Here is a 24436-nt window from a genome sequence, read left to right on the forward strand (position 1 = left end):
ATCCGCTGGCCGCCATGCGCGCTCAGCTGTGCACCGCCGTCGAATCATCCACCGATACGTCCCCGGCGTCCGTCCCCGCAAACTGCGACATGTAGAGGCGGTGGTATGCCCCGCCGGCGGCGAGCAGCATGTGGTGGTTGCCCTGTTCCACGATTCGTCCGTTCTCCATAACCAGGATGGTATCGGCATCCCGGATGGTGGAGAGCCGGTGCGCGATGACGAAGCTGGTGCGGTCCGATCGCAGCGCAGCCATGGCTTTCTGCACCAGGAGCTCCGTGCGGGTATCCACGGAACTGGTGGCCTCATCCAGGATCAGCAGTGACGGGTTGGCCACGAATGCGCGGGCTATGGTGATCAGCTGCTTCTCGCCGGCGCTGACGTTGTTGCCTTCTTCGTCGATCACGGTCTGGTAGCCCTCGGGGAGCGCCCGGACAAATCGGTCCACGAACGTGGCCTTCGCTGCCGCCATGACCTGCTCTTCGGTGGCCTCGAGGTTGCCGTACCGGATGTTGTCGTAGATGGACCCGCCGAACAGCCATGCGTCCTGCAGCACCATGCCCACCTTGGAGCGCAGTTCGGAGCGGCTCAGGTGGGTGACGTCCACACCATCCAGCATGATGGAGCCCGCATTGAGCTCGTAGAAACGCATTACCAGGTTCACCAGGGTAGTCTTGCCGGCTCCTGTGGGCCCGACGATGGCAACCGTGTTGCCGGGCTCCGCGGTGAAGGACAGATTCTCGATGAGCGGCTTGTCCGGGCTGTAGCTGAAGGTCACGTTCCTGAAGTCCACGTGCCCGTCGGTCTTAGCGGGCAGGTGTTCGGTGACCGTTTCAGCGTCCTGTTCGTCGGCGTCCAGGAATTCGAAAACGCGCTCCGAGGATGCCACGCCGGACTGGAGCATATTGGCCATGCCGGCCATTTGGCCCAGAGGCTGCGTGAACTCGCGGGAGTACTGGATGAAAGCGGTGGCATCGCCCAAAGACATGGCGCCGGAGGCCACCCTGAGGCCGCCCACCACGGCGATGCCAACATAGCTGAGGTAGGACACGAACTGCATCACGGGGAAGATGATTCCAGAGACGAACTGCGCTCCGAAGCTTGCCTTGTACAGTGCCTCGTTGCGTTCCTCGAACCGGGCCAGCATGTCCGCGTCCCGGCCGAAGACGCGGACCAGGTCGTGGCCGGAAAAGGATTCTTCGATCTGGCCGTTCAGCGACCCGGTGTTCTTCCACTGGGCTGCGAAGAGCTTCTGGCTGCGGGAACCGATCAGCCCGGCCGCCACTCCGGACAGCGGCAGCGCAACGAGCGCGATCAAGGCCAGCTGCCAGGAGACGATGAACATCATGACCACGATGCCCACCACGGTCAGCACAGAGTTCACCAGCTGCGCGAACGCCTGCTGAAGCGCCTGCTGGATATTGTCGACGTCGTTAGTCACCCGCGACAGCACATCGCCGCGCTGCCGCGTATCGAAGTAGTTCAGCGGCAGGCGGTTCAGCTTGCTTTCGGTGTCATCGCGCAGCCGCCGGATCACCTTCATGACAATGCGGTTCAGCACGTACCCCTGGAGCCACATGAAGATGTTGGCCACGAAGTACATCAGCAGGACGATGGCGATGAGCATACTGAGCTTGCCGAAGTTGATCCCGGTGCCGGGCACCAGCTCCATCCGGGAGACCAGGTCCGCAAAGTTGTCCTGGCCCTGCTGGCGCAGGCCCGCCACAAACTGTTCCTTGCTGACGCCGGACGGCAACTGCTTGCCCACCACTCCGGCGAAAATGACTCCATGGCCTGGCCCAGGATCTTGGGGGCGATCACGTTCAGGACCACCGAGACCACCACCAGGCTCACCACCGCGTAGATGCCCAGGGCTTCGGGCTTCAGCAGGCCCATGAGTCGTTTGGCGGAAGGCCAGAAGTGCTGGGCCTTCTTTGCAGGCATCCCACCGAACATGTCCCCATCGGCTTCGGAAGGGGTGAATTCCTCCTCGAAGTAGTCGTCGTCCTCCGGCAGGCCGGCGCCTGCTTCCGCTTCGCCGTCGACCGGCTGGAGGGACTGGGTGGATTCTTCCACGGAGGCGTGGTCCTTCTTGCGGGGGCTCATGCCACTTCCTCCACGCTCAGTTGGGATTCGACAATTTCCTGGTAGGTCGGTGAGGTTTCCAGGAGTTCTTCGTGGGTGCCGCGGTCAACGATGCGTCCGTTGTCCAGCACCAGGATCTGGTCGGCCTCGGTGATGGTGGAAATCCGCTGGGCCACGATGATCACGGTGGCGTCCGAGGTGGTGCGCTTGAGGGCGGCGCGGAGCCGGGCGTCAGTAGCGACGTCAAGGGCGGAGAAGGAGTCGTCGAACAGGTAGACCCGCGGCTTGGTCACCAAGGCACGGGCAATGCACAGGCGCTGGCGCTGGCCGCCGGAGACATTGGTGCCGCCCTGGGAGATCCGGGAGTCCAGTCCGTTCTTCTTTTCGCGGACAAAAGACTCTCCCTGCGCCACCCGGAGGGCGTCCCACAGTTCCTGGTCCGCGGCCTCGGTCTTGCCGAAGCGGAGGTTGTGCCCGATGCTGCCGGAGAACAGGTAGGGACGCTGCGGCACCAGGGCCACGCGTTTGGTGATCTCCGCGCGGTCGAGTCTGTCGACGGGGACACCGTCAAGCAGCACCTGGCCTTCGGCGGGGTCGTACAGCCGTGGCAGCAGGGACAGGAGGGAGGTCTTTCCGGCGCCGGTGGAGCCGATGATGGCGATGGTCTGGCCCGGCCGGGCGGTGAAGCTGATGTTGCTGAGCACCGGGGACTCGGCGCCGGGGTACGCGAACGTCACGTTGCGGTATTCCACCACGCCGGCCAGGGCGGCCGGGGCTTCGGGGCGTTCGGGGTCGTGGATGGAGGGCTCGACGTCGAGCACCTCGCCGATGCGGTCGGCGCAGACGGAGGCGCGCGGGATCATCATGGCCATGAAGGTGCCCATCATGACGGCCATCAGGATCTGCAGCAGGTACTGCAGGAACGCGGTGAGCGACCCCACCTGCATGGCGCCGGTGTCCACCCGCTGCCCGCCAAACCAGAGCACGGCTGCGGTGGACAGGTGCAGGATCATGCTGATGGCGGGGAACATGAGGACGAACAGGGCACCGATGCGGAGCGAGACGTCCGTAAGTTCCTTGTTGGCCGCACCAAACCGGTCCGTTTCATACGGTTCCCGCACGAAGGCGCGGACCACGCGGATCCCGATGATCTGTTCCCGCAGCACGGCGTTGATGCGGTCGATCTTCCGCTGCATGGAGCGGAAGAGTGGCATCAGCCGGACCACCAGGTAGCCCACCACCACAGCCAGGAGCGGGACGGACACCCACACCAGCCAGGACAGGTTGATGTCCTCGCGCAGGGCCATGATGATGCCGCCGATGCACATGATGGGGGTGGCCACCATGAAGTTCAGCCCCATCAGGAGGAGCATCTGCACCTGCTGGACATCGTTGGTGCCGCGCGTGATCAGCGTGGGCGCACCAAAGGCGTTGACGTCCTTGGCGGAGAAACTGGTGACCTTGCGGAACACGGCACGGCGCAGGTCCCGGCCCACTGCCATGGCCGTCCTCGAGCCGAAGTAGACGCCGGCGATTGCCGCGGCTACCTGCGCGAAGGCCACCAGGAGCATCAGGGCACCGGTGCGCCAGATGAAATCCGTGTCGCCCCGCGCCACGCCCTGGTCGATGATTTGGGCGTTCAGGCTTGGCAGGTACAGGGCTGCAATAGTGGAGGCGAGCTGGAAAACAACCACGGCGGCGATAAAGGGGAAATACGGTTTGGAATAGCGCCGTATGAGGGTGAGGAGCATGCACTCAACTCTAGTAATGCCCACCGAAATTTGGTTCCATACGGGAGCATAATTCCCGGCTGGATTGACTCAAGAAGACGTCGTCTCCACCGGGGCCGCCATCCCTACCGATGCAGGAACGCCGCAGCCCACATCCGGAAGGTCCTCCGGCTGCGGGCTGCGGTGTTGATGGGTGCCGTCCAAGGCGGGCAGCCCCGGACGGAATGGCTTACTGTCCCGTTACCGGGGCAGAACCTTCCCCGCCGGACGGGGAGGGTGCGGCGGCGCTGTGCTTGCCGTGCCCGGCCAGGTACAGGGCGGCTGCTGCCTGGATCTTGCGTTCCTTCAGGAGCTTGCGCTGCAGCCGGCTAAGCTCTGCGGCCGTGGCTGCCTGCCCGGCCGCCACCTCCTGCTGGGACCGCAGTTGCTGCTGGATGTCCAGCACCAGTGTGCCGAGCTCGGCCTGCTGCCGCGCCAGCAGGTCCTGGGTGTCCTGCAGCTTCTGCAAGGTGGCCGCGGCACTGGCGATCGCATCGGCAGCCTTGTCCACGCTGTCGGCGGACCTAAGGTCCAGCTCCTCGGAGCGGAAGCTCCGTGCAAAGACTTCCTCGAAGTCCTCCGTGGCAACCCTGCCGGACGCTGCCGCGGCTGCGGCAGCACCGCCGTCGTACACCTTGGCAGGTGCCGCGGCCGGACGCAGGGCACTCCGGGCACCCGTCGACTCAGCGGCCGTCCCGTCCGGCACGTCGCTGGAAACCATGGGCAGTTGACCGGTCATGGTGGCGGTCATGCCGGCCTCACCGGCGGCGTTGGCCTCAAGCGCCTTTTCCGGCGTGATGTCAACGGTCTTGCGCAACGGTACTTCCTTGATGAAGATGACGGCGATGAGGGCCACGGCTGCAACGATGGCGGAGATCATGAAGATCCCGGCCGTGGCATCGCCGTAGGCGGCACGCATGACCTCGGCGATCGGCGCCGGCAGGTCCTTCAGGTCCAGCGTGGCGCCGCTGTTGCCGCCGGCCGGGATGCCCAGCCTGGCCAGTCCGTCGGTGGCCAGGTCCTTGACATGGTTGGCCATGACGGCGCCCAGGACGGAAACGCCGATGGCGCCACCCACGGAGCGGAAGAATGCAACGGAAGCGCTTGCGGAACCGATGTCGGAGGCGCGGACCGTGTTCTGGACGGCCAGGACGAGGTTCTGCATGAGCATGCCCAAACCGATACCGAAGATGCCCGTGTACAGGCCCGTCAGCCACAGTTCGGTGGTGTGGTCCATGGTTCCGGCGAGCGCCAGGCCGCCGATCAGCAGGACGGTGCCGCCGATCAGGAAGCGCTTCCATTTACCGTAGCGGCTGATCAGCTGGCCGGAAACGACCGAACCGATCAGGTTGCCGGCGATCATGGGCAAGGTCAACAGGCCGGCCTCGGTGGGCGTGGCACCGCGGGCCACCTGGTAGTACTGGCCCAGGAAGGTGGAGGAACCGAACATGGCAACACCCACAGCGACGGACGCCACGATGGCCAGCGCGGTGGTGCGCTCCGAGATGATCTTCAGCGGGATGATCGGCTGCGGCACCTTGGACTCCACCAGCACCAGCAGCGCGAGCAGCAGGACGCCGCCGCCTACCATGACGGCTGACTGCCATGACCACCAGTCGTAGTAGTCGGCCTTGCCGGCGAAGGAAACCCAGATCAGGAGCAGGCTGACGCCGGAGGTCAGCAGGATCGAACCGACCCAGTCGATCTTGGCGGGGCGCTTGACGTGCGGAATCTTCAACGTGACCTGGAGCAGGATCAGGGCGACGACGGCCAGGGGCACGCAGACAAAGAAGGTCCAGCGCCAGCCCAGCGAGCTGTCCACGATGAAGCCGCCCAGCAGAGGACCACCGGCGGTGCCCACGGCCATGACGGCACCCATGTAGCCGGAGTACTTTCCGCGTTCCCGCGGCGGGATGATGGAGCCGATGATCGCCTGCGCCAGGGCGGTCAGGCCACCCATGGCGATGCCCTGGATCACGCGGGCGGTGAGCAGGAACGGGATGTTCTCGGAGAAACCTGCCATGACCGAGCCGGCAACGAAGATCACGATGCTGAGCTGGACCAGGACTTTTTTGTCGAAGAGGTCCGCGAGCTTGCCCCAGATGGGGGTGGTGGCCGCGTTGGCCAGCAGCGCTGCCGTGATGACCCAGGCAAAGTCCGTCTGGGTGCCCTTGAGCTCGGACATGATCGTGGGCAGCGCGTTGGCAACGATGGTGCTGCTGAGGATGGCGGTAAAGAAGGCAGCGAGAAGGCCGGTCAGGGCTTCCATGATCTGCCGGTGGTTCATGGGCGCGCCGGGCTCGTGGCGCTTGGATTGCCGCGATTCCTGTCTGGCGGTGCGTTCGCGCTGGCGCTCCTGCTCCTGGTCCGCGGCGGCGGTGACGTTAGCCATTGATGGACTCCTGCGTTTTCTGTTCAGTGGTGGTTCCGGCCGCCCTTGCCCGGATGGAATTCTTCAGGGATGCCGTGAGCTTGTTCAGCATCGCTGCTGTTGCAACGGCGTCGTCCTCGTTCCAGTCGGAGAGGTACGCCTGCAGCGTCTCCGCCCGGTGCCGCACCAGCTCCGCCAGCTTTTCCTTGCCCCGCGGGGAAAGCGCCAGCAGCTGGGCCCGGCCATCGTCCGGGTCCGGGGTGCGGAGCACCAGCCCCGCGTCGGCCAGTTCGGCCACGTGCCGGCTTAGCACCGGCGGGCTGACCCCCAATCGCTCGGCCAGGTGCGCTGCGCGGGTCTCCCCTTCGCCGATGAACTTGAGCACGCCCTGGAGGGCGATGCCAGTGTCCTGGCCCTTGATGTTGATCATGGTGACGCAGCGCAGCGCGCGCTGGAGGTCATAGATATTGCTGACGAGGTCGGCTGCAGTGGCCGGTGCGACAGACATGATCCTCCCTAAAGAATTAGTTGCTGAAAGCAACTGTATCAGGGAAAGGTTGCTTAGGGAAACGAAGTTGTTCCAGCAGGCAGCTTAAATGCCAAACTCCCCCACGTCCGCGGGACGGTGTCCAGGACGTGGGGGAGCTTAAGGTTGGTGCCCGGTCAGGGGGCCAGGTGCGTAGGCCCGAACATCTTGAGGAGGGTTTCAACAACGACGACGTTGGGTCCGTCAGCGGCGAAGCCGGCCCGGAGCGCGTCCCCCACGCCTTCCGGGGCCACCTTGGTGGCCGGCACGCCAAAGGATTCGGCGAGCGCAACAAAGTCGGGACGGGCCAATTCCGTGGCCGTGGCCTTGCCGAAAGCGCCCACCATGTATTCGCGCAGGATGCCGTAGCCGCCGTCGTCCACGATCAGCCAGGTGACCGGAACGTTGTGCTGCTTGGCGGTGGCCAGTTCTGCAATGGAATACATGGACGAACCGTCACCGGAGACCGCCAGGACCCGGCCGGGCTTACCCGCAGTCTCCAGCCCAACCGCCGCTCCAATGGCACCGGGAAACGCATAGCCCAGGCCACCGGCGCCCTGTGCGGAGTGGAACTGCCCTTCACGGGCGTCCCAGCAGGACCAGCCCCAGTAGGCGGCGATGGTCATGTCCCAGAACGTCTGCATATCCGCTGGAACGGCCTCCCGGATGGCGGCCATGAACGTCAGTTCTTTGGCAAGGTCCTGCGATTCCAGCCGGGCACGGACCTTGGCAAGCGACTCCTTGACCAGCTCTTCCGGCGTGCTGCCGTGCCAGTCCGGCATCGTTGCCCTGCCGGATCCAAGAGCTGAGTCCAAGGCTGCCAGCGCCTGGCCAGCATCGGCGCGGATCCCCAAGCCTGGCCGATTGGACTCCAGTACCCGGGGTTCGGCGTCGATCTGGATGATCCTGCCGCGCGGTTCGAAGGTGAAGTAGTTGGACGTAACCTCGCCCAGGGACGATCCGATGACCACCAGGACGTCCGCGTCTTCGAGGAGGTCGGTCATGTACCGGTCCTCGATCCAGGACTGAAGGGACAGCCCGTGGTTCCAGGGGAACGCACCGTTGCCGCCAGGAGTGCAGATGACCGGCGCGTGGAGTTTCTCGGCAATGGACAACAGGGACTTCTCCGCCTTGCCGCGCCGGGTTCCACCGCCGGCGATGATTGCCGGGCGCTTGGCTGATTCCAGCCACTTCACGGCCTCGCGCACCAGTTCAATCCGCGGTGGATTGTCCGCCGCCTCCGCCAAGGCATCCTCCACCGGCGGGACCATGATCGGATCCAGCAGGACGTTTTGCGGAATCTCGAGCCACACCGGGCCCTGCGGGGAGGAGATGGCCTCGGTCCAGGCGTCCTGGATGGCCGACGGGATTCCGGAAGCGTGCTGGATCAGCCGTTGGCTCTTGGTGACGTTGGCCGCGGAGGCCTTCTGGTCATCGAGCTGGTGCAGCATGCCCTTGCGCCGGGCCCCGAGTCCCTCCAATGGAATCTGGCTGGCCACCACCACCATGGGCACGCCCGTGGCATAGGCCTCCTGCAGTCCAGCCAGTGACGTCAGCGCGCCGGGGCCGGTGGACAGGAACAGCACGCCAACTTCGCCGGTGGCGCGGGAGTACCCGTCCGCGGCAAAGGCGCTGTTGTTCTCCACCCGGGAGGAGACAAAGTGCAGGTTGCCGCGGCCCATGGCATCAAAGAGTCCCAGGGCGTGCTGGCCCGGGATGCCGAACACGGTCTTGGCGCCCAGCGCTTCGAGGGTTTCGACGACGAGGTCCCCGCCGTTGCGGACGCTGCTCCCCCGGGCCGGGGGCGCCGGGGCAATTTCCGTCACGGCCTACTCCTTGGTGGCGGCAGCGAAGCCAGCGGGGCGGCGGGCTTCCTGGCCGAGCGCCTGGGCCTGGTACCCGGTCTCCGCACCGAACCGGCTGCCGGGCACAGCATTGTCCGCCATCAGGGTCACCAGCTCGTACGCGACGTGGCTGGCCGCGACGCCGGTAATCTCGGCGTGGTCGTAGGCCGGGGACACTTCGACGACGTCGGCGCCCACCAGGTTCATGCCGCGGAAGCCGCGGATGATTTCCAGGAGTTCGCGGCTGGTGATGCCACCTGCTTCGGGCGTTCCCGTGCCGGGCGCGTGGGCAGGGTCCAGGACGTCAATGTCCACGGAGATGTAGAGCGGGCGGTTGCCGATGCGGTCACGGACCTTGGCCACGGTTTCCAGCACGCCCTGGTAGTACACGTCCGCGGAGGTAACGATGCCGAACCCAAAGCGGTGGTCGTCGTCGAGGTCCTTCTTGCCGTACAGCGGGCCGCGGGTCCCAATATGGCTGATGGCCTCGGTGTCCAGGATGCCTTCCTCCACTGCGCGGCGGAAGGGCGTGCCGTGGGTGTATTCGGCACCGAAGTAGGTGTCCCACGTGTCCAGGTGCGCGTCGAAATGCAGCATGGCGATGGGTCCGCCGGCGCGTTCGGCAGCGGCGCGCAGCAGCGGCAGGGCGATGGTGTGGTCGCCACCCAGGGTCAGCAGCTTGCTCCCGGCGGCGGTGAGGTCCAGTGCGTTCTGCTGGATGGTCTCAATGGCTTCATTGATGTTGAACGGGTTGACCGCCATGTCCCCGGCATCGGCCACCTGGATGTTCTCGAACGGGCTGACGTCCCAGGCGGGGTTGTAGGGGCGCAGCAGCCGGCTGGCCTCGCGGACGTGGTTTGCGCCGAAGCGGGCACCCGGACGGTAGGAGACCCCCGAATCGAAAGGCACTCCCACCACCGTCACATCAGCCTTGGCTACCTGGTCCAGCCGCGGAAGGCGGGCATAGGTGGCAGCCCCGGCATAGCGGGGGGTCCGGGATGAATCAATGGGGCCGAGGTTGCCGTTGGCTTCAATGCGCAGCTCTTCCAATGGGAGGCCTCTCCTTCGAGGAGTTGGGGATTTCTGTGATTGCCATCATACACCCCGGTTTTCCAGGAGACATCAGCTGTTTACCAGTGAAGATCCCCCTCGGGAGACCGCGTCACACAGAGCACGTTTTGGGCAGCCGGAAAGAGCTGGAAGCGCGTGTTCTAAAGGGAGGCCGGGGAGGAAGCGGCCAAAAGCGTGCTCAGCGTGACACCCGATGGAACCGGCGGGGACGCAGGGACCGAAAGACGCTAGCGGCTCGCGGCGGGCACCAGGACCCAGAGCACCTCGACCGGCTTGTCCGTGGGATTGACCCAGGTGTGGGGTTCCCGGCCCGGGAAGGTCACGGTGTCACCTGTATCGAGGTCGTATTCCTCGTTGGTGAGGATCAGCTTGATGGAGCCCTTGATGACATGCAGGACGTCCACGTCGCAATCCACTGCGTACAACTCGGACTCGCCGCGGCCATGCGGCTCGATCACGGCCTGGATAATCTGGACCCGACGCTCCGAGCGGGCCGTCAAAAGCCGCTCCACGATGCCCTGGCCGCCGAGCGAGATGCGCGGACCGTCATTGCGTTTGGTGAGGTGGGTTTCCGGCGCCACGAACAGGTCCCCGATGGAGATGGAGAGCACCTGGCACAGCGTCACCAGGGAAGCGACGGACGGAGACGTCAAGTCCCGCTCCACACGGCTGAGGAAGCCCTTGGTCAGGCCGGTGGCATCCGCGACCTGCTCGATGGTGAGCCGCTGGGACTGCCTGGCGGCCCGGATCCTGGAGCCAATGGCAACGGGAACATTGCTCGGCTCAACTGGCAGTGCCTTCATCTACGAACCTTTCACGGCCGGCAGTCCGGCTCCACTCTCGAGCCATACTAATCGGCACCGCTTTTGTGACACGCGCATGCCACACCCACGCCGCTGCAGGCGCGATCTCCTTGACTGTCACCCACGTCACACCCTAGTCTTTGAAAACTCCTGTTGCCTATAGGGCAATTACAGGTCTTCTCCGTATTCGTCCGCAGCGGTTCCCGGCGTCCCGCCCCGGGTCATTACACCCGGCCCCAACAGCTCCAAGGAGCCATTTATGGATGCAAGTGCCATCAACATCGCCATTGTGGTGGTGTACCTCCTCGCCATGCTGGCCTTCGGGTGGTGGGGCAAGTCCCGCACCAGGAACAACAGCGATTTCCTGGTGGCCGGCCGCCGCCTGGGCCCGTTCCTTTACACCGGCACCATGGCCGCCGTCGTCCTGGGCGGAGCGTCCACGGTGGGCGGCGTGGGTCTGGGCTACAAGTTCGGCATCTCGGGAATGTGGCTGGTGGTGGCCATCGGCGCCGGAGTCCTGCTCCTGAGCCTGCTCTTCGCCGGGACCATCCAGAAGCTGAAGATCTACACGGTGTCCCAGATGCTCACCCTCCGTTACGGCAGCAGGGCCACCGAGGCATCCGGCATCGTAATGCTCGCCTACACTTTGATGCTCTGCGCCACGTCCACGGGTGCTTATGCCACCATCTTCGTCGTCCTGTTCGGCTGGGACCGGGCCCTGGCCATAGCGGTGGGCGGTGCCATCGTGCTGGTGTACTCCACCATCGGCGGCATGTGGTCCATCACGCTGGCGGACCAGGTCCAGTTCGTCATCAAAACGGTGGGCATCTTCTTCCTCATGCTGCCCTTCACACTGAACGCCGCCGGCGGACTCGACGGGATCCGCAGCCGGGTTGATGCCAGCTTCTTCCAAATCGACGGCATCGGCGTCCAAACGATCATCACCTACTTTGTGGTCTACACCCTGGGCCTGCTGATCGGCCAGGACATCTGGCAGCGCGTGTTCACTGCCAAAACACCCAAGGTGGCCAGGTGGGGAGGTTCGACAGCCGGCCTCTACTGCATCCTTTATGGTGCTGCCGGCGCAATGATTGGCCTGGGAGCCCGCGTCGCGCTGCCCGCCATCGACGTGAAGGCCCTGGGCAAGGACGTTGTCTACGCGGAGGTTGCCACCAACCTGCTGCCCATCGGAATCGGCGGCCTGGTGCTCGCCGCCGCCGTCGCCGCCATGATGTCCACGGCTTCCGGGGCCCTGATCGCGGCCGCCACGGTGGCCCGCGCCGACGTTGTGCCTTTCGTCGCCGGCTGGTTCGGCAAGACCATCAACACCGACGACTCCGACAACCCCGAGCACGACGTCAAGGCCAACCGCGTATGGGTCCTTGGCCTGGGCGTTGTGGCGATCATCATCGCCATCGTCACCAAGGACGTTGTTGCGGCACTGACCATCGCCTACGACATCCTGGTGGGCGGGCTGCTGGTCGCGATCCTCGGCGGCCTGGTGTGGAAGCGCGGAACCGGCATCGCCGCCGCTGCTTCGATGGCCGTCGGCTCCGTCATCACCCTTGGGACGATGATCATCCTTGAGGTCAACGCCGAGGTTCCGTTGGACGGCATCTACGCCAACGAACCGATCTACTACGGCCTGCTGGCCTCCGCCGCGGTGTACGTTGCCGCCTCGCTGCTGACGCGCCCCACCGATCCTGCGGTCATGCGCGCCTGGCAGCGCCGCGTTGCCGGGCAGGAGCAGGAAGGGACTCCCCAGGAAGTCCTCGCCGGCCGCTGACTGCCAGGCATTAAAGTACGACGCCGGCACCGCCTCCCGCCAACAAGCGGAAGGAGGTGCCGGCGCCGTCAGTCCTACTCCCCCGTGTCGCGCTCGTCGTCATCCAGCGGGACCTCGCGGTCCTCGGCGTCGACGACTACCGGTGCCGGCTGGACCACCGGTTCTTCCTGGTCAATGAACCCGTCTTCGGAGTCCCAGTCCGCGTCGTCTACCGGTGCATCCTCGGCGTAATCGTAGGCGGGGTCCGCTTCGACGGCGTCCAGGTGCGGCATGTCCGGGTGCTGTCCGGTGGTGCTCATGATTCAACCTCCGTATGTTCGCCTGACGTGCTCTTTCAGGTAGGGCGCAGCCTGCGCCACACCTTCATCAGAGCACCGCCCGGGCGGACGGGTCAATAGCCGCGGCGGTGCCCGGAGCGGCCCTCCGCAGGGATACGGTGCCGGGCGTTTTTTAAGGTCAACCGAAACTTTCCAGCGAGGTTTGCCAGCCAAAAAACCGCGGAAATCCGCAGTAGGCTGGCAGGGCAAAGGCGCGAGTTCATGCCCTTTCCAGCCCAGGAGTTACAGTGTCGCAGCACGCCCAGTCCCATTCCCACGCCACGCCCCCGGAGGCCGGCGGCGTTGGCCAGCCCTCGCCGTCGAACATCAAGCGGTGGCGCCAGTACCTGGCCGACGAGCGCGCGGAAGCCGCCGTCTACCGGGACCTGGCCCAGAACCGCGAAGGTGAGGAACGGTCCATCCTCCTGGCCCTGGCCGAAGCCGAAGGCCGGCACGAAGCCCACTGGCTCGCGCTGCTGGGCGAGCACGCCCGCAAGCCGAAGAGGGCCTCCGCCCGCAGCCGGTTCCTCGGGTTCCTGGCCCGGCATTTCGGCTCCGTCTTCGTCCTGGCCCTGGCCCAGCGCGCCGAAGGCCGCTCCCCCTACGCCAAGGACCCGAACGCCACCGCCGCGATGGCCGCCGATGAACAGATCCATGAGGAAGTGGTCCGGGGCCTGGCCACCCGCGGCCGCAACCGCCTGGCCGGCACCTTCCGCGCCGCGGTGTTCGGCGCGAACGATGGCTTGGTCAGCAACCTCTCCCTGGTGATGGGCATGGCTGCCTCCGGCGTGGCCAGCAGCGTGGTGCTGCTCAGCGGCATCGCCGGGCTCCTGGCTGGTGCCATGTCCATGGGCGCGGGCGAATTCATTTCCGTCCGCTCCCAGCGCGAACTGCTGGCCGCAACCCGGCCCACGCAGGTCACGCTGGCGGCTGCGCCCAAGCTGGACCTCGAGCACAACGAACTGCTCCTGGTGTACCTGGCCCGCGGGATGTCCCGGGAAGCGGCCGAGCACCGTGTGGCCGAGCGCATGGGGCTGCTGCCCTGCGATTGCGATCCCAGCCTGTCCCTGCAGCCTGAGCTGCCGGAGGAAGAGGACCAGCACGAGGCAGTGGGTACCGCCTGGGGTGCGGCGCTGTCCAGCTTCTGCTTCTTCGCCTCCGGCGCCATCGTCCCCATCCTGCCGTTCCTGTTCGGCCTGACCGGCGTCGCCGCGCTCGTGGTGGCAGGCGCCCTGGTGGGCGTCGCGCTCCTTGCCACCGGTGCCGCCGTCGGCCTGCTGTCCGGCACTTCCCCGCTGACCCGCGGCCTGCGGCAGCTTGCCATCGGCCTGGGCGCGGCAGCCATCACCTACCTGCTGGGCCTGCTCTTCGGCACCGCCGTCGGCTAGCACCAGGCAAGGACACTTCGTGGAGGTCCTCCGGCAGCGTTCAGCGCTGCCGGAGGACCTCCACTGCTTCCTCCACCGTGTCCACGAGGTGGATGTAGTCCGCCATGGCCCTGCCCGCGGCCAGGCTGCGGAGCATGGGCCAGGCCGGGTATTCCTGCTCCCAGTGCCGGCGGCCCACCAGCACCATGGGGGCCACTTTCTCGCGGGCGCCGTAGTAGTTCTCGCAGGCGTCCTGGAAGATCTCCTGGACCGTACCGGCCGCTCCCGGCAGGAAGACGATTCCGCCGTGGCACAGTTCCAGAAGGATGGCCTCGCGGATGGCATTGGCGAAATATTTGGCGATGTGCGTGGCGAAGTAGTTGGGCGGTTCGTGTCCGTAGAACCAGGTGGGGATCCCGAGGGACGGCGTCCCGTCCGGATGGCGTTCGACGACGGCAGCCGCCGCACGTGCCCACGCCGAGACCGAGGGACGGAAGCCGGGAACAGCGGCGAGCGTGGCGAGCGCTGCCTGCACGTCACCGTCGGACGCCCGGCTCAGGTACGCGCCGAGGTTCGCTGCCTCCATGGCCCCGGGGCCGCCGCCCGTTGCCACCGAGTGGCCGTCAAGGGCCAGGAGCCTGCCCAGCCGGGCCGCGTCCGCAAACTCCCGGCTGCCGCGGGGCGCTGCGTGGCCGCCCATCACGCCGACGATAGAGCGGCGGTGCCACGCCCCGGACCGGGTCAGCTCATCCAGCGCATCGCCGATCGCATGGTCATGCAGGGCCGAGGCCAGCGTCGAGTCCACGCGGTGGCGCTGGCCGGGCTGGATGCTCCAGTGGTAGATGCGCGCATCCGGCAGTTCCTCATACGGTGCGGTTGCCAGTCCGGCGTACAGTTCGGCCGGGGAATACAGGACGGCCCGGTATGGGTCGAAAGGGACTCCTTCAAGCCTGGGGAAGATCAAGGCGCCGCGGCTGCGGAGGTTGGCTTCCATACCGTCGTCGAAGATGCAGCCCAGGAACATCGCGCCCTCGACGCGGACGTTTTTGAGTGCCGCGGACCGGCCCCGCAGGTCCAGCGACTGCGCATGCCAGCCGTGCAGGTTGACCGCACCGCCGGCCACCAGGCTGTCGAAGCTGGCCAGGTCCTGGACTTCGAGGTTGCGGGGGCGGGGACCAAGGCTTCCGGCGAAATTCATGGTTTCCGCCCCGCGCTCCACATCATGCAGCCAGCCTAGGCCACCAACCGCAACGGCGGCGGCTACGCCGAAAGCTTCGCCGGCACCTCACCATCGCGGAAGTGCGCTTCGAGGTCCTCGAGGGAGTGGCCCTTGGTCTCCGGCACGAACTTGATAACGAACGCCAGGGAAGCCACGTTGACCAGGACGAAGAGGCCGAAGGTACCCGTGGATCCCAGGGCATTGACCACGATCGGGAACAGGAAGGAGATGGCCGCGTTCACGGTCCAGAGGGCGAAGACCGCAATTCCCATGGCGAAACCGCGGATGGCGAGCGGGAACATTTCGGAGAGCAGGAGCCAGACGCAGGTGCCGATGAAGCACTGGACGAAGGCAACGAACAGCATCATCGCGGCCAGGATGGTGTAGCTGGCAAGGTCCGACTGCGGGAGGAGGAAGACGACGGCCAGCAGGGCCTGGGCGCCGACAACTCCGGAGAATCCGATCACCAGCATGCGGCGGCGGCCAACAAAGCCGAGCAACCAGATACCCAGGACGGTCATGAGCACTGAGGTAACACCGACGCCGATGGTGGCCACCAGCGATGCGCTGATGCCAAGCCCGCTCTTTTCCAGGATGGTGGGGGCGTAGTAGTTCACGGTGTTGATGCCGGTTGCCTGCTGGACGGTGGCCAGGCCAATGCCGATCCAGAGCAGCCGGCGCATCCATGGGTTGTTCTTCAGGTCGCGGAGGGCGTGACCGCGTTCTTCCTTGGCCGTGCGCGCCGCGTGGGCGATTTCCTCGAACTCGGCGGTTGCCTCTTCCGGGCTGCGGCTCAGGTTCAGGACCCGGCGGCTGTCTTCCAGGCGGCCGCGGATGGCGTACCAGCGCGGCGATTCCGGCAGCATCAGCATGCCGGCGAGCAGTGCGAGGGCAGGGATGGAAGCGATGCCCAGCATGCTCCGCCAGACCTCGTTGTCGTGGATCAGGGCATCCAGGAGCGCATTGATGGCGAATGCCAGCATCTGGCCGGTCACGATCATGAGTTCGTTGATGGTGACCATCCGGCCACGAAGATGGGCAGGAGCCATCTCCGCCAGGTACAGCGGGCAGGTCACGGCGGCGGCGCCCACCCCCAGGCCCAGCACGATGCGGGCGGCAATCATGAAGGTCACGCTGGGCGCAAGGGCGCAGCCCATGGCACCCAGCAGGAATAGCAGTGCGCAGACCAGCAGTGAGCCACGACGGCCCAGCTTGTCAGCCATCCGCCCGCCGGTAAGGGCGCCGACGGCGGCACCGGGGAACAGCAGAGCGCTCACCACGGTTGCTTCCTCCACGGCGTTCATGTTGAGGGAGTCGTTCATGTACAGCAGGGCGCCGGAGATCACGCCGGTGTCGTACCCGAAGAGCAGGCCGCCCAGGGTGGAGATCACGGTGAGCCGGGCGAGGTAGCCGCGGCGCCTGCTGCCGGTGGCAGCCATGGTTTGTTTTTGCAACAGCATTGTTGCCTCTCAAATTCTCTCGGGGACCGGATGACCGGTCGGGAATGTGATGCGTGCCACCTACGTTAGAGCGCTCTAATCCGACTCGTCAATAAAAAGTCCTAATGTCAGCACAATATTTTTCCATTTCCTTTGGCTGAAGCGCGGCACAGCCATCCTTGACCACCCGGGCGCGCCTGCTACGATCAAGGAAGGAACTATGTCCTATCAAGCGAACATATAGCGTCAAACTGCCCGCAGGCCGGCTGTCCAGACCGGGCGGAGGCGCCCGCACCAAAGATGAGGGGAACGCACCGTGGCGAACAACCTGGGACTCACCATCGACCGTTCCTCCCCCGTGCCCCTGTACCACCAGGTGGTCCAGGGCATTGAAGCGGCAATCTACAGCGGGGTGCTGGAGCCCGGCAGCCGGCTGGACAACGAGATCGATCTCGCCGCACAGCTGAACCTGTCGCGGCCCACCATGCGCAAGGCCATGGATGAGCTGGTCCGTTCCGGGCTGCTGGTGCGGAAGCGGGGCGTGGGAACGCAGGTGGTGTCGAGCCAGGTGCGCCGGCCGCTGGAGCTTTCCAGCCTCTATGACGACCTGACCAACAATGGCAAGAAGCCCACCACCGAGGTGCTGAGCTTCTCGCACCTCGAGGCGGATGACTCCACGATCACTACCCTGCAGCTTCCCGCAGGCTCGAAGGTGTACCACTTCACCCGGCTGCGGAAGGTGGGCGGCAAGCCCCTGGCCCTCATGGAGAACTGGGTGCGCGACGACATTGCCGAGATGGATGAAGCCATGCTCAAGGCAGAAGGCCTCTACTCGATCCTCCGCCGCGGAGGCGTGAACTTCCGGCTCGCCACCCAGCGCATCGGTGCGATGACCGCCAACGAGTACCAGGCTTCCATGCTGGACGCCCCGGCAGGCTCGGCGCTGGTGACCATGGAACGCACCGCGGTGGACGATACCGGCCGGCGGGTTGAAACCGGCCACCACGTGTACCGCGCCGATTCCTACAGCTTTGAAATGACACTCGTACAGCGATAATCCAAGGAGCCAACTCCATGACCAACTGGGTCTACCCCCTGGGCACCGCCGCCGACGGCACCTGGGACGTGTCCATCGGAACCTCCGATTCCCCCCTGGCCGTGGACGGCTGGGCGCACACCGGACTGAAGGTGGCCACCCTGCCGGCGGGGGCCGCCGTCGAACTCCCCGCCGCGGACGAGGAACGCATCGTGGTGCCGCTCAACGGGTCCTTCACCGTCACCGTTGACGGCACGGACTACCCGCTGCAGGGCCGCCGCTCGGTGTTCGCAGGTCCGACCGATGTGCTGTATTCCGGCACCGGCCGCGCAGTTGGCATCAGCTCGGCCGACGGCGGCAGGGTGGCGGTCGCCACCGCACCGGCCCAGGCTTCCTACCCCACCAGGCTGGTGTCCGCCGCAGAAACTCCGGTGGAGCTGCGCGGCGCGGGCAACTGCTCGCGCCAGGTCCACAACTTCGGCACCCCTGCCGCGCTCGAGGCTGACCGCTTCATCGTGTGTGAGGTGCTCACTCCCGCCGGCAACTGGTCCTCCTACCCTCCCCACAAGCATGACGAGGAAAAAGACGGCGAAACCTCCCTTGAGGAGATCTACTACTTCGAGACGCAGGTGGGCGCCGGACCGGGAGCACCTGCAGACGCCGACGCCATCGGCTACCAGCGTGTCTACGCCTCCGATGAGCGGCCCATCGATGTTTCCGCCGAAGTACGGACCGGGGACGTGGTCCTGGTCCCTTACGGCTGGCATGGCCCGGCCATGGCGGCTCCCGGCTACGACCTCTATTACCTCAACGTCATGGCCGGACCCGGGCCCGTGCGGGAGTGGCTGATCAGCGACGACCCGCACCACGGCTGGGTCCGGCAGACGTGGGAGGGCCAGAACATCGATCCCCGGCTGCCTTTCGGCGCGTAGGGAACCTTGCCCGGCAGGTGGCGGCAGGCTGGCATAGTGGAGTCTTGTGAAACAGACGTCTCCTGCGCCGCGGTCGGTGACCATGGAGGATGTGGCACGGGACGCCGGGGTGAGCCGCGCCCTGGTGTCCCTGGTGATGCGCGATTCCCCCAAGGTTTCCCCCGCCAAGCGGACGGCCGTGCTGGAAGCTGCCGCCGCCCTGGGCTACTCCCCCAACAGGCTGGCCAGCCGGTTGGCCAGCCACCGGACCAAAACCATCGGAGTCCTCTTCCTCGACCTGCACAACCCGGTCTTCGCAGACATCTATGACGGCATCACCGAAGGCCTGGCGGGGAGCGGCAACCAGGTGATGGTCGCCGTCGGCTCGGCTGATCCGGGAACGGAACTTGAAGCCGTCCGGTCCTTCGTGGACCTGCGCGTGGACGGCGTCCTGCTGGCGGGCTATACCGGCACCTCGGCGGAGCTGGCCGGGGCACTGCGGGGGACGCCCGCCGTCGTCATTACCCGGGAGATGGAGGCCGACGGCGTGGATTCCGTCCTGACCGACGACTTCCGTTCCGGGGCACTCGCCGTGGAGCACCTGCACCAACTGGGACACCGGCGCATCGCCCACGTGGACATCTCCGACTGGCTCCCCTACACCGCCCGGCGGGAGGGCTACCTGCACGCCATAAGGCAGTTCGGGCTGGAGCCGCAGCTGGTCCACAGCGACATGACCGAACGCGGCGGCCGGGCCGTGATGGAGCAGTTCCTGGACTCCGGTGCCACCCTCCCCACAGCAGTCTTCGCGCACAACGACCTCACCGCCATTGGCATCATGGAGGCGCTGGCGTCCCGGGGACTGTCCGTCCCGGGCGACGTGGCGATCGTGGGCTGCGACAACATTGAAGTGGGCGCCTCACCGCTGATTGGCCTGACGTCCATTGACCAGCACGCCGGGCAGCTTGGCCGGCTGGCGGCGCAGACCATGCTGGAACGGATTGGGGGGACTGTCGGACCGGCCGTGACCCGGAAGCTTGAACCCACCCTAATGGTGCGCCGCTCCTCGGGTCCCGCCGCTTAGCGGCTGACCAGCTCCTCCACGGCCGCTGGCGCTTGGCCCTCCGCGTGCTTTTCGCTCCGCTTGGCGCCAGCCGCGGCGAGTGCCATGACCCCCAGGCCTGCAAGCGTGATGGCTGCGCCGGCCCAGATCGGTGAGGTGTAGCCGAGCCCTGCGGTGATGGTGACGCCGCCCAGCCAGGCGCCCAGGGCGTTGCCCACGTTGAAGGCACCGATGTTGGCGCCGGAGGCGAGTGTGGGCGCCCCGGAGGCGTACTTCATCACGCGCATCTGCAGGCCCGGCACGGTGGCAAAGCCGAAGCCTCCCATCAGGACCAGCGAGATGACCGTCAGGACAGGATCGGCGGCTGTCACGGCGAACGCCACCAGGACCACGGTCAGCGCGGCGAGTACCACCAGCAGCGTCTTGTCCACGTTGCGGTCGGCGGCCTTACCGCCCAGGGTGTTGCCCGAGAAGAGGCCCACGCCGAAGACAATAAGCAGCCACGGCACGGTGGAGGCTCCGAACCCTGACACCTCGGTAAGGGTGTAGGCGATGTAGGTGAACGCGCCGAACATGCCGCCGAAGCCCAGGATGGTCACCACAATGGAAAGCCACACCTGCCCCGAGCGGAAGGCACGGAGCTCTGAGCGGAGGCTGCCAGCTTCTTCGGCATCACCGGCCGATTTGGGAACGAGCGCAAGGATGCCTGCGAGCGCGGCCACACCGATGATCGTGATGGCCCAGAAGGTGGCCCGCCAGCCGGCGGCCTGGCCCAGCAGCGTCCCGAACGGCACGCCCAGGACGTTGGCTGCGGTAAGTCCCGTGAACATGAGCGCGATGGCTCCTGCCTTCTTGCTCGGCGGGACCATCCCGGCCGCCACTACGGCCCCGCTCCCGAAGAAGGCGCCGTGCGAGAGGGCGGCAACAACGCGGCCCAGCATCATGGCCCAGTAGCCGTCCGCGGTGGCGGAGAGCAGATTCCCCGCGATGAACAGGACCAGCAGGGCGGCCAGCACGGGTTTACGCGGGAACCGTGTCACGGCGGCCGTCAGGCCCAGTGCCCCGACCACCACGGAGAGTGCGTAGCCGGAGATGAACCAGCCGGCGGACGCTTCACCCACCCGGAAGTCCGCCGCTACCTCCGGGAGGAGACCGGCGATGACGAATTCGGTGAGTCCAATGCCAAAGCCGCCAAGGGCGAGTGCTATCAGGCCAACAGGCATGCGAATGCTCCTTTGAGCTGCGTGTGGTTGTTCCAAGGATGGGAAGGCGCCTAAGATAGTTGCAGGCGCGGTATTTATTGTTGCACACTGCAAATACCGCGCAAGCAACTATCTATGACCGCACCAATGGATGGCGCCTTCCGCCGTCTTCGAAGGAGCAACCATGGGCATCAAGGACGACGCCGTTGAGGTCCGCGCCCAGGGCTGGCGCACCCTGGCAGCCCTGCACGGGCTGATCGAAAACGAACTGGAACGCAGCCTCCAGGCCGAGTCGAAGCTGTCCGTGGTGGAATACACGGTGCTTGATGCCCTGAGCCGGCAGGACGGCTGGCACATGCGGATGCAGCAGCTGGCGCGCGCCACGGCACTGAGCCCCAGCGCAACCACCCGGCTGGTGAACCGGCTGGAGGACCGCGGACTCCTGACCAGGATCCTGTGCGACGACGACCGCCGGGGCATCTATACCGAACTCACCGCCAGCGGAAGCAGCCTCCTCGCGGAAGCACGGCCGGTCCACGATGCCACGCTGGAGCGTGCCCTGGACGAGGCAACGGCCATCCCGGAACTGGCACCGCTGGTGGATGCGCTGCCCCGGCTGCACGCACCGGCCTAAGGCAACAAGGCCCCCTTGAGGATCCTCAAGGGGGCCTTGCTGTCTGGAGCGGGGTATCGGAGGGGCTCAAGGCACCCGGGTGGTCACGGCTCCTGCCACCCGCACCGGAATGCCTGTAGCCAGGGACTCCTGGGCGGCATCGGCCACCCGTGAGGCGGCCACAGCGTCCTCGGGCGTGCACGGGTTGTCCCGCTGGTCTAGGACAAGCTCTACAAAGGCGGCAATCTCGGAACGGTAGGCCTGGTCGAAGCGCTCGGCAAACGTCCTGTGCGGCTCCCCCGACGGAAAAACGATACCGGGCTCCGCCGATGCCATAGCGGTCTTGTCATCCAGGCCCACCATGAGCGACCGGCTGGACCCCTGGATTTCCAGCCGCACGTCGTGGCCCGCCCCGTTGTACCGCGTCGCCGAGACCGTGCCAACCGTGCCGTCGTCGAAGGTCACCAGCGCCAGAGCGGTGTCCACATCCCCTACAGCGCCGATCGCCGGGTCGCCGTTGTTGGATCCCTTGGCATAGACCTCTACGATTTCACGGCCGGTCAGCCAGCGCAGGATGTCAAAGTCGTGCACTGAGCAGTCGCGGAAGAGCCCGCCGGAGGTGGCCAGGAATTCCACGGGCGGCGGGGCCATGTCGCAGGTGACCGCACGCAGGGAGTGGATCCACCCCAACTCGCCTGCTTGGTAAGCCCTCCGTGCTTCCAGGTAGCCGGCATCGAAACGGCGCTGGTGGCCGATCTGGACCACGCCATTGTTGTCCCGGATGTAGTCCAGCACGGGCAGCGCGTCGGCAACATTCATGGCCACCGGCTTTTCGCAGAAAACCGGGATACCGGCGTCAATCCCTGCCTTGATGAGTCCGGGATGCGTGCCCGTGCCGGTGGCAACCACTAGTCCGTCCAGGCCGGACGCGAGCAGCGCTTCCACGGACGGAAGGAACTCCGCGCCCAGGCGGTGGGCGACGGTCCTGGCATGATCCTCGGCGACGTCCGTAAGCCGCAGCCTGACCTCAATGCCTTCCGGCTTCATGGCATCGTTGAGCGCGGCGATGTTGTCCGCGTGCATGCTGCCGATCCGGCCCACACCCACCAGGCCAAGAGTCACAGTTTTCACAGTTTTTCCTCCGCATAGACGGTGAACGCCGTTTTGAAGGCTTCGAGGGCGGCGTCGCTGTCACCCTTGGCCCAGGCCTCCATACCCACGGTGCCTTGGTATCCAAGCTCGGCAAGGGCCTTGGCGACCGCGGCGTAGTTGATCTCCCCCGCGCCCGGCTCGCAACGGCCGGGGACGTCCGCCACCTGGATTTCGCCGATGTACGGCAGCGCTGAACGCACCAGCTCGATCAGGTTCCCCTCCCCCATTTGTGCATGGTAGAGGTCCAGCATCAGCTTTGCGTGGGGATGCGCCGCAGCTTCCACCAGGGCCAGTGTGTCCTTGGCCCGTGCGAGTGGGATGCCGGGATGGTCAAGGATGGTGTTGAGATTTTCCAGGCAGAATGTCACGCTGTGCCGTTCGCCCAGGTTCCCGAGCCTCTCGAGGGTCCGCGCGCCGGTGGCCCACATGCGGCCGGTGGAACGGTAGGCCGGGCGGGCTGCATGGCCGTCCACCAGTTCGGCCGGGTGCACCACCATGCGGCTCACGCCGAGTTCCAGCGCGGTGGGGATCAAGGATTCGGCAGTCCGGACCACGTCATCGCAGGTGTCCGGGTCCACCAGGCTGCCTGAGGTGTAGCCCGTCATGGACGAGAAAACGGCGCCGGTCGCCTTCAGCGCCTGGATGTCCTTGCTGCGCGAATCCCACAGTTCAACGTCGAAGCCGGCCTCGTGGATGCGGCGCACCCGCTCCACAAACGGAAGGTCGGTGTAAACCATCTCCGCGCAGACTGCCAGGCGCATCAGAGTGCGGCCTTCTCGGTCACGGCAACGGGGGCTCCGCTTTTGACGGACTCAATGCAGGCCAGTGCCATGGCAAGGGCGCGGCGGGCGTCGGCAGCGCCGGGAGTCAGCGTGACGTCGTACGACGGCGACGGCGTACCGTCCAGCCGGGCACGCACGGCCCCGGCAAAATCAGCAAGTTCGTCGGTGTAGGCCTGGCGGAAGAGTTCGACGTTGAGGCGGGGGGTGTCCGCCGAGAGCCCCTCGGCCGTGTACCTGCGGGCTGCAGTTTCCGTGGCGCGTCCGGCCTGGACCATGCCCTTGGACCCGAAGACTTCCCCGCGGATGTCGTACCCGTAGAGCGCGCTGAAGTTCGCTTCCGCCACCGCCACCGCACCGTTGCTGTACCTGATGGTCACCACCGCGGTGTCCAGGAAACCCTGGCTCCGCAGGGAAGGCTCCACCAGCGCATCCGCCACCGCGTACACCTCCACCGGCTCTGCGCCCTCATTGAACCAGTTGAGGGTATCGAAGTCGTGGATGAGGGTCTCCAGGAAAATGGTCCAGGCCGGGACCCTCGCCGCGTTGGGGATGCTCCCGTTTCCGGGATCGCGGGTCAGCGAGCGCAGGAGCTGCGGCGTTCCGGCGATGCCGGCTGCCAGGTCCTTCTTGGCGGCCTGGAAGTCGTCCGCGTACCGGCGGTTGAAGCCGATCTGGAAGTGCACGCCGGCATCCTCCACAGCTGCCAGCGCGGCATCGAGTTCGTCGAGTCCCTGACCGGCGGGCTTCTCGCAGAAGACGTGCTTTCCCGCCGCTGCGGCCTGCGCGATAAGCGATGAGTGGAAGCGCACAGGACTGGCAATGATGACGGCGTCGATCTCCGGGTCCGCAAAGATATCTTCGGCGCTGGCCGTTACCTTGGCAGTGCCCAGTTCCGTGGCAAGGGCGTGGGCAGATTCGACGTTCGGGTCCGCAATGGCAGCCAGGACGGTCCCCGGCACGCGGCGGGCGATGCTCTCGGCATGGAAAGCCCCCATCCAGCCGGAGCCGATGAGCCCGATCCGGAGGGGTGCGGGACCTGGTGTTTGGTTGTGGGTGATGTAAGCCATTGGCTCTTCCTCTCAG

At 66.1% G+C, this 24436-nt stretch carries 19 protein-coding genes and 1 pseudogene; 6 read left to right on the forward strand and 14 right to left on the reverse strand.

Annotated features, from left to right (window positions below):
* Window positions 1-22 precede the first annotated feature (22 nt).
* The 7 genes and pseudogenes from NIBR502771_RS00425 to NIBR502771_RS00455 form a co-directional block, all read right to left on the reverse strand.
* Window positions 23-2103 (reverse strand): annotated as a pseudogene (locus NIBR502771_RS00425) (ABC transporter ATP-binding protein).
* Window positions 2100-3833 (reverse strand): ABC transporter ATP-binding protein, encoded by a 1734-nt coding sequence (locus NIBR502771_RS00430; protein ID WP_141157971.1) that lies wholly within the window; start codon window positions 3831-3833, stop codon window positions 2100-2102. Before NIBR502771_RS00430 ends, NIBR502771_RS00425 begins: the two are co-directional and overlap by 4 nt.
* 208 nt (window positions 3834-4041) lie before the next feature.
* Entirely contained in the window at window positions 4042-6243 is a 2202-nt protein-coding gene (locus NIBR502771_RS00435) for an MDR family MFS transporter (protein WP_141157972.1), read from the reverse strand.
* A complete protein-coding gene (locus tag NIBR502771_RS00440; protein ID WP_141157973.1) occupies window positions 6236-6730 on the reverse strand; it encodes a MarR family winged helix-turn-helix transcriptional regulator in 495 nt (164 codons plus the stop codon). Before NIBR502771_RS00440 ends, NIBR502771_RS00435 begins: the two co-directional genes overlap by 8 nt.
* Window positions 6731-6885: 155 nt before the next feature.
* Window positions 6886-8574, reverse strand: a complete 1689-nt coding sequence (locus NIBR502771_RS00445; RefSeq protein ID WP_141157974.1) for a thiamine pyrophosphate-binding protein — start codon at window positions 8572-8574, stop codon at window positions 6886-6888.
* A gap of 3 nt (window positions 8575-8577) precedes the next feature.
* On the reverse strand, window positions 8578-9642 hold the full coding sequence (gene speB / locus NIBR502771_RS00450) for an agmatinase (protein WP_141157975.1): 1065 nt from the start codon (window positions 9640-9642) through the stop codon (window positions 8578-8580).
* Window positions 9643-9890: 248 nt separating this feature from the next.
* Entirely contained in the window at window positions 9891-10466 is a 576-nt protein-coding gene (locus tag NIBR502771_RS00455) for a helix-turn-helix domain-containing protein (protein ID WP_141157976.1), read from the reverse strand.
* A gap of 259 nt (window positions 10467-10725) precedes the next feature.
* On the opposite strand from NIBR502771_RS00455, the gene NIBR502771_RS00460 reads away from it, so the two are divergent.
* Window positions 10726-12252, forward strand: a complete 1527-nt coding sequence (locus NIBR502771_RS00460; RefSeq protein WP_141157977.1) for a sodium:solute symporter — start codon at window positions 10726-10728, stop codon at window positions 12250-12252.
* 74 nt (window positions 12253-12326) lie between these two features.
* Here NIBR502771_RS00460 and NIBR502771_RS00465 read toward each other — a convergent pair whose 3' ends face one another.
* Entirely contained in the window at window positions 12327-12551 is a 225-nt protein-coding gene (locus NIBR502771_RS00465; protein WP_141157978.1) for a hypothetical protein, read from the reverse strand.
* A gap of 266 nt (window positions 12552-12817) precedes the next feature.
* Here NIBR502771_RS00465 and NIBR502771_RS00470 point away from each other — a divergent pair, with 266 nt between their 5' ends.
* Complete coding sequence (locus tag NIBR502771_RS00470) at window positions 12818-13957, forward strand: VIT1/CCC1 transporter family protein (protein ID WP_141157979.1); 1140 nt, start codon at window positions 12818-12820, stop codon at window positions 13955-13957.
* Between the two features lie 40 nt (window positions 13958-13997).
* On the opposite strand, the gene NIBR502771_RS00475 is transcribed toward NIBR502771_RS00470, so the two are convergent.
* Together NIBR502771_RS00475 and NIBR502771_RS00480 are read right to left on the reverse strand one after the other, a co-directional pair.
* Window positions 13998-15134 carry an LOG family protein gene (locus NIBR502771_RS00475; protein ID WP_141157980.1) on the reverse strand — a complete coding sequence of 379 codons (1137 nt, stop codon included), beginning with the start codon at window positions 15132-15134 and terminating at the stop codon, window positions 13998-14000.
* Between the two features lie 62 nt (window positions 15135-15196).
* The gene (locus NIBR502771_RS00480; RefSeq protein WP_168225703.1) at window positions 15197-16594 is read right to left on the reverse strand and encodes a sugar porter family MFS transporter; all 1398 of its coding nucleotides are present in this window, start codon (window positions 16592-16594) and stop codon (window positions 15197-15199) included.
* A 316-nt stretch (window positions 16595-16910) separates the two neighbouring features.
* Between NIBR502771_RS00480 and NIBR502771_RS00485 the strand changes: the two genes are divergently transcribed.
* From NIBR502771_RS00485 to NIBR502771_RS00495, 3 genes are read left to right on the forward strand one after another with little or no spacing between them, the layout of a single operon-like run.
* Entirely contained in the window at window positions 16911-17651 is a 741-nt protein-coding gene (locus tag NIBR502771_RS00485; protein ID WP_141157982.1) for a GntR family transcriptional regulator, read from the forward strand.
* A gap of 17 nt (window positions 17652-17668) precedes the next feature.
* A complete protein-coding gene (gene iolB / locus NIBR502771_RS00490; protein WP_141157983.1) occupies window positions 17669-18562 on the forward strand; it encodes a 5-deoxy-glucuronate isomerase in 894 nt (297 codons plus the stop codon).
* A gap of 46 nt (window positions 18563-18608) precedes the next feature.
* A complete protein-coding gene (locus tag NIBR502771_RS00495; RefSeq protein WP_141157984.1) occupies window positions 18609-19625 on the forward strand; it encodes a LacI family DNA-binding transcriptional regulator in 1017 nt (338 codons plus the stop codon).
* On the opposite strand, the gene NIBR502771_RS00500 is transcribed toward NIBR502771_RS00495, so the two are convergent.
* Window positions 19622-20827, reverse strand: coding sequence for an MFS transporter (locus tag NIBR502771_RS00500; protein WP_141157985.1), 1206 nt, complete (start codon window positions 20825-20827; stop codon window positions 19622-19624). The two genes, NIBR502771_RS00495 and NIBR502771_RS00500, sit on opposite strands and share 4 nt — an antisense overlap.
* 163 nt (window positions 20828-20990) lie before the next feature.
* Here NIBR502771_RS00500 and NIBR502771_RS00505 point away from each other — a divergent pair, with 163 nt between their 5' ends.
* Complete coding sequence (locus NIBR502771_RS00505) at window positions 20991-21440, forward strand: MarR family winged helix-turn-helix transcriptional regulator (protein WP_141157986.1); 450 nt, start codon at window positions 20991-20993, stop codon at window positions 21438-21440.
* A gap of 66 nt (window positions 21441-21506) precedes the next feature.
* On the opposite strand, the gene NIBR502771_RS00510 is transcribed toward NIBR502771_RS00505, so the two are convergent.
* Genes NIBR502771_RS00510 through NIBR502771_RS00520 form a run of 3 tightly spaced genes read right to left on the reverse strand, consistent with a single transcriptional unit; the run spans window position 21507 to window position 24420 of the window.
* The gene (locus NIBR502771_RS00510) at window positions 21507-22550 is read right to left on the reverse strand and encodes a Gfo/Idh/MocA family oxidoreductase (protein WP_141157987.1); all 1044 of its coding nucleotides are present in this window, start codon (window positions 22548-22550) and stop codon (window positions 21507-21509) included.
* The gene (locus NIBR502771_RS00515; RefSeq protein WP_141157988.1) at window positions 22547-23332 is read right to left on the reverse strand and encodes a TIM barrel protein; all 786 of its coding nucleotides are present in this window, start codon (window positions 23330-23332) and stop codon (window positions 22547-22549) included. Before NIBR502771_RS00515 ends, NIBR502771_RS00510 begins: the two co-directional genes overlap by 4 nt.
* Window positions 23332-24420: a Gfo/Idh/MocA family oxidoreductase gene (locus NIBR502771_RS00520; RefSeq protein WP_141157989.1), complete on the reverse strand. Its 1089-nt coding sequence runs from the start codon at window positions 24418-24420 to the stop codon at window positions 23332-23334. The genes NIBR502771_RS00515 and NIBR502771_RS00520 overlap by 1 nt, the downstream gene beginning before the upstream one ends.
* Between the last annotated feature and the right edge of the window lie 16 nt (window positions 24421-24436).

The sequence above is a fragment of the Pseudarthrobacter sp. NIBRBAC000502771 genome (assembly GCF_006517215.1).
GTDB classification, from domain to species: Bacteria; Actinomycetota; Actinomycetes; order Actinomycetales; family Micrococcaceae; genus Arthrobacter; species Arthrobacter niigatensis.